Origin of the sequence: Vagococcus salmoninarum, assembly GCF_003987495.1 — a bacterium.
In the GTDB taxonomy this organism is placed as follows: Bacteria; Bacillota; Bacilli; order Lactobacillales; family Vagococcaceae; genus Vagococcus_D; species Vagococcus_D salmoninarum.
The window spans coordinates 16,912-29,115 of the sequence record NZ_NGJU01000002.1 but is presented as its reverse complement, the minus strand read 5'-3'; the positions used below and the strand labels follow the sequence as shown (position 1 = coordinate 29,115).

Annotated in this window: 11 protein-coding genes and 1 tRNA gene; 8 read left to right on the top strand and 4 right to left on the bottom strand. The window is 37.1% G+C overall.

From position 1 onward, the window contains the following. The first annotated feature begins 22 nt into the window (after positions 1-22). Together CBF35_RS01805 and CBF35_RS01800 are read left to right on the top strand one after the other, a co-directional pair. On the top strand, positions 23-1,108 hold the full coding sequence (locus tag CBF35_RS01805; protein ID WP_126778172.1) for an AI-2E family transporter: 1,086 nt from the start codon (positions 23-25) through the stop codon (positions 1,106-1,108). A gap of 81 nt (positions 1,109-1,189) precedes the next feature. Then, entirely contained in the window at positions 1,190-1,975 is a 786-nt protein-coding gene (locus tag CBF35_RS01800; protein ID WP_126778171.1) for a pseudouridine synthase, read from the top strand. Positions 1,976-2,357: 382 nt separating this feature from the next. Here the strand turns inward: CBF35_RS01800 and CBF35_RS01795 are convergent, their stop codons facing one another. From CBF35_RS01795 to CBF35_RS01780, 4 genes are all read right to left on the bottom strand, one after another. Next, a complete protein-coding gene (locus CBF35_RS01795; protein ID WP_170174683.1) occupies positions 2,358-2,813 on the bottom strand; it encodes a GNAT family N-acetyltransferase in 456 nt (151 codons plus the stop codon). A 109-nt stretch (positions 2,814-2,922) separates the two neighbouring features. Beyond that, positions 2,923-3,465 (bottom strand): DUF1697 domain-containing protein, encoded by a 543-nt coding sequence (locus CBF35_RS01790; protein ID WP_126778169.1) that lies wholly within the window; start codon positions 3,463-3,465, stop codon positions 2,923-2,925. A 72-nt stretch (positions 3,466-3,537) separates the two neighbouring features. Continuing rightward, a complete protein-coding gene (locus tag CBF35_RS01785; protein ID WP_126778168.1) occupies positions 3,538-4,023 on the bottom strand; it encodes a hypothetical protein in 486 nt (161 codons plus the stop codon). Positions 4,024-4,089: 66 nt separating this feature from the next. Continuing rightward, positions 4,090-5,274, bottom strand: a complete 1,185-nt coding sequence (locus CBF35_RS01780) for a CynX/NimT family MFS transporter (RefSeq protein ID WP_126778167.1) — start codon at positions 5,272-5,274, stop codon at positions 4,090-4,092. 328 nt (positions 5,275-5,602) lie between these two features. Between CBF35_RS01780 and CBF35_RS01775 the strand changes: the two genes are divergently transcribed. The 6 genes from CBF35_RS01775 (at position 5,603) to CBF35_RS01750 (ending at position 12,098) form a co-directional block, all read left to right on the top strand. After that, positions 5,603-6,406 carry a DUF2785 domain-containing protein gene (locus CBF35_RS01775; RefSeq protein ID WP_126778166.1) on the top strand — a complete coding sequence of 268 codons (804 nt, stop codon included), beginning with the start codon at positions 5,603-5,605 and terminating at the stop codon, positions 6,404-6,406. Between the two features lie 269 nt (positions 6,407-6,675). Next, the gene (locus CBF35_RS01770; protein ID WP_126778165.1) at positions 6,676-8,073 is read left to right on the top strand and encodes a PTS mannitol transporter subunit IIBC; all 1,398 of its coding nucleotides are present in this window, start codon (positions 6,676-6,678) and stop codon (positions 8,071-8,073) included. 5 nt (positions 8,074-8,078) lie between these two features. Beyond that, complete coding sequence (locus CBF35_RS01765) at positions 8,079-10,163, top strand: BglG family transcription antiterminator (protein WP_126778164.1); 2,085 nt, start codon at positions 8,079-8,081, stop codon at positions 10,161-10,163. A gap of 20 nt (positions 10,164-10,183) precedes the next feature. After that, a complete protein-coding gene (locus CBF35_RS01760) occupies positions 10,184-10,624 on the top strand; it encodes a PTS mannitol transporter subunit IIA (protein WP_126778163.1) in 441 nt (146 codons plus the stop codon). Then, positions 10,617-11,774 (top strand): mannitol-1-phosphate 5-dehydrogenase, encoded by a 1,158-nt coding sequence (locus CBF35_RS01755; RefSeq protein ID WP_126778162.1) that lies wholly within the window; start codon positions 10,617-10,619, stop codon positions 11,772-11,774. The genes CBF35_RS01760 and CBF35_RS01755 overlap by 8 nt, the downstream gene beginning before the upstream one ends. A 251-nt stretch (positions 11,775-12,025) precedes the next feature. Then, positions 12,026-12,098 (top strand) — tRNA-Ala (locus CBF35_RS01750). The last annotated feature ends 106 nt before the right edge of the window (positions 12,099-12,204 follow it).

Sequence of the window (12,204 nt, the reverse complement as noted above, 5' to 3'; positions counted from 1 at the left end):
AAAAATATTAAGGGGGTTTTTGATGAATTCACAATTTAAAGAGTCACGGCTATATTTTTGGACAGTTCAAATTCTGTTGATCATAATAGGGGTGTTTTTATTATCGAGAATGCCATTTATCTTGCTGCCAATCAAAAAAGTCTTTTCAGCCATTGTTGGCCCGGTCCTAATTGCAGTATTTTTGTTTTATGTCTTAAAACCTTTGATTCGTTTTTTTGAAAAGAAGGGGATTCATCGCTTAATCAGCTTTTCTTTAAGCTTATTACTATTAATTTGCTTCATTTCTTTGTCAGTTATCAGTCTCTTGCCACAATTAGTTGACCAATTTGTCGCTTTAAGTCAAATGATTCCTGAATATTCAAGTCAGTTTAGCCAATGGTTGAATCAAGTTGATTTACCTAAGAGTCTCGGGGGGTTCAATGTCCAAGAGCAGTTAAATCAAATGAATTTAACGATTAGTAATCTGTTGAATTTTACAATCATCAGTTTAACGAATAGTTTATCTGTCTTCGCCAGTTTCTTAATGACATTTTTAATTTCACTTTTTACGGTGCCTTTTATCTTATTTTTTATGTTTAAAGATGGCGATCATTTTTTAAAAGCCTTATCCGTTTTTTTTCCTAAAAAAATCAAAAGTGAATTAGAAATAGTCTGTCGTGAAATTGATGAGGTTTTATCAGCTTATATTACTAGTACGATTTTAGATGCCTTGTTAATCGGAATTCTTAGTTTTGCTTTATTTACTATTTTAGGACAACCTTATGCCTTGCTGTTAGGTGTCTTCTGCGGTGTGACTAATATAATCCCGTATTTAGGGCCTTTTATTGGCGCAGTACCAGCTTTGTTGATCGCTTGTTTTATTTCAGGCTGGCAAGTTCTCTGGACTGCTGTTGGCTTGTTTATTATTCAACAATTAGATGCCAACTTAATTAAACCTTTTTTAATGGCTAAGTCTCTAAGTATTCATCCGTTAACAATTATCTTAATCTTAATTGGTGCCGGTAGTATTGGTGGTATTATTGGGATGATTATTTGTATTCCTTTATATGGTATCGTAAAAGTCATCGTTTTAAACAGTCGGCGGCTGTATTTAGCTGCTATTAAGTAATTAAGGAATTACTTTGCTTATTTGCTGCTAACCTTTATAATGGAAGAGGAGCATCATAAAACATAGATAAGAGGAAGCTAAATGAAACATGCACGTCAACAATCGATTAAAAAGAATTATGAAGGATCACCGATTGAACATGAAATAAAAGAAAGTCTTAGATTAAATAAGTACATCAGTGATACTGGCTTCTCATCAAGAAGAGAAGCAGACCGCCTGATTGAAGCCGGCCGAGTGACTGTTGATGGCGAACTTGCACCAATTGGCTTACGAGTGTTGCCAGGACAAGTTGTAGCCGTTGATGGTCAGGTCTTAACACTTAAAACAGAAATGGTCTATATTGCCTTAAATAAACCAGCTGGAATTACTTGTACTACGGATAAAAATATTCCCGGTAATTTAACAGACTTTATGAACTATCCTGGGAAGATTTTCCCAATCGGTCGCTTAGATAAAGATTCGACTGGTTTATTGTTAATGACAAACGATGGCGACATTGTTAATAAAATTTTACGGGAAGAAAATGGCCATGACAAAGAGTACCAAGTGATGGTTGATCATAAATGTACCCCAGACTTTATTCATAAAATGAAAAATGGTGTTGAAATCTATAATTTAGTAGCAGATCAACGGCAAGTGACACTGCCTTGTAAAGTTGAGCCAATTGGCGCCACAAGCTTTAACTTAACACTTAAACAAGGTTTAAATAGACAAATAAGACGAATGTGTCAAGAACTAAACTATAAAGTAGTTAGTTTGAAACGTAAACGCATTATGAATGTCCATTTAGGTAATCTTGGCGAAGGTCAATGGCGTTACTTAACTGAAGCAGAATTAAAAGATATTAACGAAGCAATTAAGCAGTAATCATCGAAACAGCCCTCAGCGCATGAATTGAGAGCTGTTTTTTGGTGATGTAAGATAGGGAATGGGCTGGATAACTCAAGTTAAAAAATAATTTAATCTTAGTTTACATAATACATATTATACAAAGTAGTTTTCGCGAAAAACAAGACGTTAAATTGACGTCTTGTTTATGTATTAAATTTGAGTATATTCATTAAAACAAACTAATTGTAGCTGCATATTAAGAACCAATCATTTTTATAATCAATTATAGTGCAAACGAATAAACGATTTGGTGGAACATTGTTATTGGTTGTTTCTGATGCTGAAGCTACGTTAACAAAACTAATCAATAGCAATGCCATTCCACAAGAGAAGAAGATCTTTTTTTAGACTATGTCTGTTAATCTTTAGCGAGCTCTTTTTTCATGTAATAGTTGATAAATTTTAGCCCTTTAAGTGTGGCGATGTTTTCTTTGACTACATAATAATGCTGCTTCTCAAAAAAAGGTTTAGCAGTAATTGAAGCATAAGTCTCAAAAGTAGTTAGGTTAGAACTGTTTTCCAATGAATCAAGTAATTTAGTTGCAATATCTTTCCTTTGCCAATCTTTATGGACAAACAATCGATCTAAATAACCATTACTAGTCATATCACCATAACCAATAACGGCATTTTTCTCAGATAGCATCACCTTTGAATAAAGAGGAATGGAACCTTCAAATGACGCTTTGTCGATAGTGGACCAAGTTTTTATTTGTTTTTCAGAATAATCATCACAATTGATTTTCTGAATGGATTCTTTAATCATACTTAAAATTTCCTCTAAATAGATGCCATCATAATTAACTATATGCATTAAGAGCCTCCCCTTCATTAATTAGTAAGTCCTAAACAGGCTATAATAGCGACTTCTTCTCCTCCAGATAACTCTGAGACCGCCTTTGATGTCGGCTAATTAAGCACTTTTATGATTCTGTCAGTAACCTTAATTTATTCACAGTATTAGCATTACGAATGGTGACATGTTGATTTACTGTTGAACTGGCAATTTTTGACCAGCGACTTTTAGTGTAGGTTTGCCGGGGGGCAGATAAAAAAATAACTTCTTCAAAAATTTCGATTTTTTCATAAAGAGCATTGGGTTCCCCTACAGCTACTAGGACTTCTGCTCCACTGATTGGTGGGATTAAAAAAATAACGTAATTAACAGCTTCTGAGTCAGTGTTCCACCAACTTGGTGCCACTTTAAGGACTCTAGTTAAGTCATTGGCTGAGATCACAGATACCGGTATATCCAAGCTGAAATGAAGTTTAATTAAGCTTTGAATTTCTTGATTTAAGGCTAATTTATCTAAATTATCTGAAGTAAAAAGGACATTACCACTATTAATGTAAGTAATGACTTCGCCATAACCAGTTTCTTCAAAGGCCCTTTTTAATTCCACCATCTTTATTTTATTTTTGCCACCAACATTGATCCCTCTTAAAAGGGCAACATATTTAACCATGTTCTTTCCTCCTTAAAGCCATACTAACTATCAAGACAATAAAATAAGGTGTGACTGGAGTCACACCTTATTTTACTGAAGTTTTAATTCATATTCAATACCAGCATCATCAACTAGCCGGAAATTGTTGTCTTCAACCATTTTAAACTCTTTTTGATAATTCTTACCTATTAAGCGAACTGTTCGCTTTTTATTATCGATTTTTATTTTGGCATTGTTTACAACTTTTTCGATGGGTTGTTCAAAGTCTCCTTGATTTAATAATGTTTCGGAAAATTCAGCCTTTAAACGCTTATTTTCCTGTTCAATTTGCGCTTTAATTTCTTCAGTGACGGCTTCAGTCGGTTGGCTATTAGGGTTACTTAATAAAATGAAACGTTTGAAGACAGTTAATTTTTTATCTTGTAACGTGTAAACAGCCCCATTTTGCATACTTTCGGGATGATTCAATACTTGAGTAATATAAGCTTGTTTGGGGTTTCTTGAAAAACCGCTAAAGACACCTACTAGGATAAGGATTGATAATAGCGAGATAATCCATTTCTTCTTGTTATTCATAATAGTTAACCTCCTTTAAATATAATATGATTATACCATATGAGGAACTATATCAGTTAAGTCTTGTTAAACGAAGCCTTCTTTTGATGCTGAAACCCCTACATAAATTTGAATTAAGGCTAAACCTGTTAGTAAAATAAAGCTACTATGCCATGAGCTTGAATAATCAAAGAGACTGCCTAGTACAATTGGTCCAAAACTAGCTAATAAGTAACCTAGAGCTTGTGCCATGCCGGATAATTGAGACGCCTCAGCCCCATCTCTCGTTCGCAAGCTAAAGAACATCATTGCTAAACTAAAACATGAGCCACAGCCAATTGCTAGTAAGGCCATTGCTAAATAACTAATAACTAGGTTAGAACTAACCCACAAACTTAAAATCCCACTTAGCAAAGTCAGTGTCCCAACCCAAGCTAATAGGACTTGGTCTTTCATTCGACCAGCAATCACTGAAACAATAAACGTCACTGGCACTAAAATGATTTGTAAAACAGCTAACAGACTACCACCGTTCTCAATTCCAAGACCTTTAGAATTCACAATTTGCGGTAACCATGTGACGATTGTATAAAATATTAATGACTGGATTCCCATTAAGAAGCTAATTTTCCAAGCTAAGGCGGAACCAAATAATGATTTTTGAGCTGTTGCTAAAGGAACGACTTTGACAATTGTTTGTTTTCTTAATTGTGGGAGCCAAACAATTAAAGCTAAGAGACAAGTAATTAGCCAAACCCGTAAAGCACCTTCCCAACCTAAGCCCCATTTAGTCGCTAAAGGTAAGCTTAATCCTGAAGCTAAAGCCCCAAAGACATTCATCGTGACGGAATATAAACCGGTTACTAGACCTGAATGGGCACTAAAATCCCGCTTAACTAAGCTAGGAACTAAAACATTACAGTGAGCAATGGCGATACCAATTAATAAAGTTCCACTGAACAATGTTAGCTGGCTGCCCATAGAGCGGATACTAATTCCAGCTGCAAGTAAAATAATGGCAAAAAATAAGACCCTTTCGATTCCGAACCGACGCTCGGTGTAAGGGGCGACTAGGGAAAAGACCGCAAAAGCAATCAGTGGAATCGTCGTTAACATACCAGAAATGGCCAAACTTAAGTTTAGCTCTTGGCTAATAGCACTTAATAAGGGGCTAATCCCTGTTAAAGGTGAACGTAAATTAGTAGCTATTAACATAATTCCAATTAATAGTAACCAATTGACGGAATGGTTTTTCTTTTGATTGATCTTCATACAACACTCTCTTTCTTATTACAGTAATCTTTCATCTTAAAAATTAAAAATATCCTAGGATTTTTAAGGTAACTTCAATTATAACGTAGTCCAGGTGTTTATTAAATAGTAATGCTCCCCTTCGTTTTTTCATTAAAGTTTAGAAAACATATATCCCCTCCTAGCTCAAGTCAACTATCACGTTAACTTACTAGTTTTATGGTCCTATTATCCTTAAAAAATTACGAAAAAGTCTATTATGTCACCTTTTTAGTCGGAAAAACTATCCTATTGTAAGCAAGTGTGCTATCGTTAATTAAAGAAACTAATTATAGGGAGTTGGAGCCAGTTGAAAAATCACTTAGAACAAGTTTTAGCAGCAGATACGATTCAGTTTAAGGAGGAAGAACTAACCTTTATGTTAGCTAATATCGGTTCAGTTGATCCTGAATTAAGAGACGGGATTATTTATTCTTTGTTTTACCGTGGCTTTTCAGAAGGGGTCTTAACTCCTAGTCAAATTCAAACAATTACTAAGACAATCATTAATGAGAATTACCTCTATCGTGACATCGATCAAAGTGAAGCTGACGGGGTCTTTACTCGCAGTTTTACCGCCTTATTAGGGACTCTCATCTTAACTTATGATAAGCAGCCCCCTTACAAGGCTTACTTATCAGAGACAGACAAAGAGTGGCTCTTTAAAAATTCCCAAGACTATTTAATCCAAGAACATGATTATCGAGGCTATGTTCCTATCAAAGGTTGGGCTCATAGCATTGCCCATGGGGGAGATTTCTTAGGCAGTGCCGTTGGCCATGAAGATTTTCCAAGAATTCAAGTTGAAAATGTCTTGAAAGTCCTGGAAATAGTCTTATTAACTAGTCGCCCCACCCCACTCATCGATGACGAAGAACAACGGTTAGTGCCAGTAATTGTTCGTTTATTAGAGACTGATAAATTACCAGTAGAAATCCTAAGTATCTGGTTAGAAAATCTGTTAGCTTCTCTACCAGTTTATCGTGGCGAACTCCCCCACTTTTATACTCGTTTGTCCGTTAAATTATTTCTGTTTCATCTGTATTTTAAACTTAAAGCTAAAAACTTATTAACGACTAATGTAGCTAGTATTATTAGTGACTATTGCCAATAAATAAAAACTAACCTAACTGGTTAGTTTTTTCTTTTTCCTTCTATCAAGAAGAGTCCAAAAACTTTGTCCAAAGGCTTTTGACAAAATGATACTTTCATTTGATTGAACTAACGGCTAGAAACCGATTACAATAGAGTTACGCAACACAGCTGTTGCTCCTTAATTCTTTTGCGCAAAAGAATTTCACAAAGTCAGACTGAAGAACTCATACTTCTGCTGATTTTATGAACGTTACATTCACTGAAAAAGTTTATTAGGAGGAATACATAATGGAAAAATCGCAAGGTCTTAAAGTAAAAATCCAGCAATTTGGTAGTTTCTTGAGTGGCATGATTATGCCAAACATTGGGGCTTTTATTGCTTGGGGAATTATAACCGCTTTCTTTATTCCCACAGGTTGGTTTCCAAATGAAGCACTTAGTTCAATGGTTGATCCAACAATCAAATATTTATTACCGATTCTAATTGGTTATACCGGTGGTACATTAGTCTACGATAAACGTGGTGGGGTTGTTGCTGCCATGGTTACGATGGGGGTCATCGTTGGAACGGACATCCCGATGTTTCTTGGCGCAATGATTGTTGCACCACTAGCCGCTTGGTTAATGAAGAAATTTGATGATGCTGTTGACGGTAAAATTCCAGCAGGATTTGAAATGTTAGTCAATAACTTTTCAGCCGGAATCTTAGGGGCCCTTTTAGCCATCTTAGCCTTCTGGGCAATTGGACCAGCCGTTGAAGTCTTAAACCGTTCTTTAGCAACTGGTGTCGCTTTCTTAATTAATCACTCACTGCTACCTCTCGTTAGTTTGTTCGTTGAACCGGCAAAAGTTTTATTTTTAAATAATGCCATTAATCATGGAGTTCTTGGGCCAATTGCGATTGAACAAGCCTCGGAAATTGGTAAATCCATTCTTTTCTTAGTCGAAGCGAACCCTGGGCCAGGTTTAGGAATCTTATTAGCCTATACGGTCTTCGGTAAAGGGACAGCCAAACAAACTGCTCCAGGCGCAATTATTATTCACTTCCTTGGGGGAATTCACGAAATCTACTTCCCTTACATTTTAATGAAGCCGGCCCTATTATTGTCAGCAATTGCCGGTGGGATGGCTGGTATCTTTACTTTTTCACTCTTCGATATCGGACTAGTTGCCCCTGCTTCACCTGGGAGTATCTTTGCCCTGTTAGCCATGACGCCTAAGGGAAATTATCTAGGTTTAATCGCTGGCGTCTTAGCCGCGACGGCTGTTTCTTTCTTCGTTTCCGCTCTCATTTTAAAAACATCAAAAGAGACAGATTCTTTAGAAGAAGCCCAAGTGAAATCTAAAAATCTAAAAGTCACAAGATCTGACACAAACCAAGGAACGATCGACACCTTAGCCAGGGTTGAAACAATCGTCTTCGCTTGTGATGCTGGCATGGGATCAAGTGCCATGGGAGCTTCTGTCTTACGGAAAAAAATCAAAGAAGCCGGACTTGAGATTAAAGTCATCAATAGAGCAATTGCTCAGTTACCAGAAAGTGCTGATATTGTCATTACCCATCAAGACTTAACACCACGAGCTAAAGAAAAAAATCAGACAGCGTACCATATCTCTGTCGATAACTTCTTAGGAAGTCCGAAATACGATGAACTAGTCGCTGACTTACTCCAAGCTAGAGGCTAGTATCAATGAAAGGAACTGTGATACCTATGTATGTAACTGCCCGCTCACGCCTTATTCTAGAAAAAATGTTAATGACGAAACACCTTGTTTTGTTAAGTGACTTAGCAAGTGATTTTGAAGTTAGCGAACGAACCATTCGCCGTGATTTCAAAGAAATTAAAGCCTTGTTAAAATCATTTGATTTAGGCTTAGAAAAAGCTGGTGCATACTACGGGATTCACGGTTCTGAAGATAAATTAGCAGCCTTTAAGTGGCAGTTATTGGATTTAACTTATAACGAATACACCCCCGATGAACGCCAACATTATATTTTAAAGGAACTCTTAAAAAGTGATGATAGTTTAAAATTAATCGCCTTAGCCAATGACTTAAACGTGACAGTGGCGACAGTTAGTAATGATCTATCAAAAATCGAAGAAGATTATTTATTAACGGAACAAATTACTCGCAAGCCTGGTCTAGGCATCTCTTTAAATGTTGATGAAAAAGTTAAACGCCGTTTAATGAGTCAACTTTTTTGGGAAAAGATTCCCCGAAACCAATTTATTCAACTTTATAATCAAAAAGACGTGGATGAATTATCAGAAGAACGATTAAGTTATCTGTTTGAACAAATCGGTATAGAAACCATTGAAGATAGTTTAGAAGACATTCGGCAAGCTCTTTCTTATGACATGTCCGATGATGCTTACTTTAATTTAGTCATTCATATCACGATTACTGTAGATCGTATCCGAAGTGGTCAAACCTTAGCTTTACCTGAAGATATCGCTGATTTACGAGAGCATGAAGAGTTTGCCTTAACAAGGGGGTTACTTGCTAGCTTACTCTCCCTTCCGCCTTTAGAAGTCCCAGAAAGTGAAATTGCTTTTGTGACAACTCATTTACGAGGGGCTAAGCACTTAACTGACTCTGGAACTTTTAGTGAAAATGAACAAATTCAAGCGGTAACCTTAGCTTCCCAACTAATTAACTATGTCTCTGAACAAACAGACCGGGACTTAAATTCCGAAATGTTATTAAAAGGTTTAACGGCTCACTTACGGCCGACTTTAAGACGCCTAACAAATCAACTGAGTATTAATAATCCCCTATTAGGAAGTATCCAGCGAGATTATCCTAAGTTGTTTAAAATTGTCCGAGCAGGTTTTGATTCCATCTACCGAGACATCCCTGTGCCAGATGAAGAAATTGGCTACTTAGTCTTGCACTTTGGCGCAGCCATTTTACAAGACGATCAACAAGTTCAACTGTCAGCCTTAGTTGTCTGTGCCAGTGGGATTGGCACGTCGAAAATGCTTGTTACTCGTTTGCGAAAAGCGATTCCTCAATTAAAACAGCTCAAAACAATCTCTTTATTTGAGCTAGAACGAACTTTGGAACAGCAACCCTTTGATGTGATAGTATCAACCATTGATTTAGGTGAAGTTCCTTACCGTTACATCCACGTCTCCCCGATCTTAACGGAACGGGAAATATCGCAAATTGAAGTCTATTTGCAATCGAAAGGGTCAACTTACGGTCGCAAAAATCGCCAAGAAAATCAACAAACAAATTTATCAAAACGTGAAGCGGTTCATCTCTTAGAAACCAAACACTCAGCCATTGAAACGGTTATTTCTTTAATTGATAGTTTTGAGGTGATTCCAATTACCGAGACGAAACTATCCCCTAATAGTATTATTCGAGCCATGTGTACGAACTTATTAAGTCACCAACCGGCGTTAGACATTGAAGCCTTAGTTAAGGCCCTAACAATTCGTGAAGAATGGAGTGGTTTTGGGATTACTAATACTAAGATTGCCCTCTTCCATGCTCGCACGGCAGAAATTAAAGCACCTGTCTTTCAACTCTTCCCTCTAAAAAATGAGGTTCAAATCCCAGGGATGGATGGCAGCCAAGTCATGGTTAACACCTTAGTCTTACTTTTAGCACCAGAAAAACTAGACAGTAGAGGACTGGAAGTCATGAGTCAAATCAGTTCACTTTTGATTGAAGACCCAGAAACAATTGCTTTAATTCAATCAGGTAAAATCTCAGAAATTTCTGATTTTGTTATTCAACGACTCGTCTCATTCATCGACAATTAATTCACATGGAGGCAATAACTATGAAAAATTTACAAGCAAGAGACATTCAAATCAAGCAACACTTTCCCGATAAAATTAGTGCCATTCACGGAACTGGTCACTTATTAGCAGAAAATGGTTACACTGAGTTAGATTATATTGAAGAGATGATCAAGCGCGATCAGCTGACTTCCACATACATTGGCAATCTAGTAGCCATCCCTCACGGAACCGATGACTCCCAACCTTTAATTAAAGCCTCAGGAATTGTGATTACCCAAGTTCCTGAGGGAGTTGACTTTGACGGTAACTTAGTCAAAGTTATTATCGGCATTGCCGGGATTGGTGAGGAACATCTCGAATTATTATCGACAATCGCTATTGTCTGTTCTGATTTAGCTAACGTGGAAGCTATCGTTCAAGCTGAAACTCCAGAGGCAATTATCGAAATCTTTAAAGAAAATGGTGATGATCATGAGTAAACCACTAGCGATTCAATTTGGTGCTGGTAATATTGGCCGCGGCTTCATCGGTTGGTTATTAAAAGAATCAGGTTATGACTTAGTTTTCGCAGATGTTAATGACCAGTTAGTCAAAGAAATTAACCAACAACAAACATACACGGTGATATTAGCTAATGAAGCCAAAGAAAGTTTTACCGTTACAGATGTCTCTGCTGTTAACAGTCAGAAACAAGATGCTGAATTAACGGCCTTGATTAAGCAGGCAACACTAATCACGACAGCTGTTGGACCGACGATTTTACCATTGTTAGCACCAAGTATCGCAGCTGGCCTTGAAGAACGTAAAGCTAGCCAGAGACCATTGTCAATTATTGCTTGTGAAAATATGATAGGCGGCTCAGAAATCTTACAAGAAGCCATCCTACCACTGCTTTCTGAAGAAGGATTAGCATATGTTAAGAACTTCGTCCAATTTCCTAACTCAGCCGTTGACCGGATTGTACCAGACCAACATAACGATAATCCTTTAACAGTCATGGTTGAGCCTTTTTACGAATGGGTTGTGGAAATACCGCCAACAGAACATGAACTCTTTCCAACGGTCACTGGCATGAAGCAGGTGAGGGACCTCACACCTTATATTGAACGAAAGCTCTTTACTGTCAATACTGGTCATGCTGTCACAGCTTACTATGGCTATATGAAAGAAATTGCTTCAATTGAAGACGCCATTCATAATGACCGGATCGTCTATGCTGTTCGCAGTGCTTTAGAAGAAACTGGTGCCTTATTAGAAAAGAAATTCGCTTTCTCCCATAAGGAACACCAAGAATACATTGATAAAATTATTGAACGCTTTAAAAATCCTTATATTTCTGATTATGTCGTTCGGGTTGGTCGTTCCCCGATTAGAAAAATTAGTGAAAATGACCGCTTTGTCCGACCAGCTAAACAATTCGTTGAAGCTTTTAACGAAGTTCCTAAAGGCTTGTCAAATGCCATTGCAGCTGCTCTGCTTTTCACTGATCCTGATGATCAAGAAGCCCAAAAACTCCAGCTATCAATTAAAGAAAAAGGGTTAGACCAAACGATTACAGCTTATACAGGTATCCCGCCCTACTCTATGTTATTTGAAAAAGTCAAAGAATCTTACGAACTAATGGTTTAAGAGTTAAATTAGCTGACTCGAAAAATTGAGTCAGCCGTTTTGCTTGTAGTTAAGTGATGTCAAACAATGAAATATTCTTTGAACTGTCAGTAACTTCTAGTGTTTAAGAAGCACCCCGCCCCAAAACTAAGAGGGTGACTGACACCGAAAGATTAATTGTGAGACTAACTCTCTGAGATCTAATTTCCTGAGTTGACAGCCTTCAAGAAATTAGATAGAATAGTTGTTGAGAGTCTGACGATTCTAGTTGCGGGGGTATAGCTCAGTTGGGAGAGCGCTTGCATGGCATGCAAGAGGTCAGCGGTTCGAGACCGCTTATCTCCATAATCACCAAACATAACACAAGAAATTAGTAGAAAACCTTGATTTTATAGGTTTTCTACTTTTTTGTTAGACTAAATTTGCGGTTATGTTTTACCTTAAACTTAGT

Bases quoted from the DNA above. Each gene is read 5' to 3' on its own strand.
- CBF35_RS01795 (WP_170174683.1), bottom strand. From the start codon at position 2,813: ATGCATATAGTTAATTATGATGGCATCTATTTAGAGGAAATTTTAAGT.
- CBF35_RS01770 (WP_126778165.1), top strand. From the start codon at position 6,676: ATGGAAAAATCGCAAGGTCTTAAAGTAAAAATCCAGCAATTTGGTAGT.
- CBF35_RS01780 (WP_126778167.1), bottom strand. From the start codon at position 5,274: ATGAAGATCAATCAAAAGAAAAACCATTCCGTCAATTGGTTACTATTA.
- CBF35_RS01765 (WP_126778164.1), top strand. From the start codon at position 8,079: ATGAAAGGAACTGTGATACCTATGTATGTAACTGCCCGCTCACGCCTT.
- CBF35_RS01805 (WP_126778172.1), top strand. From the start codon at position 23: ATGAATTCACAATTTAAAGAGTCACGGCTATATTTTTGGACAGTTCAA.
- CBF35_RS01755 (WP_126778162.1), top strand. From the start codon at position 10,617: ATGAGTAAACCACTAGCGATTCAATTTGGTGCTGGTAATATTGGCCGC.
- CBF35_RS01760 (WP_126778163.1), top strand. From the start codon at position 10,184: ATGAAAAATTTACAAGCAAGAGACATTCAAATCAAGCAACACTTTCCC.
- CBF35_RS01790 (WP_126778169.1), bottom strand. From the start codon at position 3,465: ATGGTTAAATATGTTGCCCTTTTAAGAGGGATCAATGTTGGTGGCAAA.
- CBF35_RS01785 (WP_126778168.1), bottom strand. From the start codon at position 4,023: ATGAATAACAAGAAGAAATGGATTATCTCGCTATTATCAATCCTTATC.
- CBF35_RS01800 (WP_126778171.1), top strand. From the start codon at position 1,190: ATGAAACATGCACGTCAACAATCGATTAAAAAGAATTATGAAGGATCA.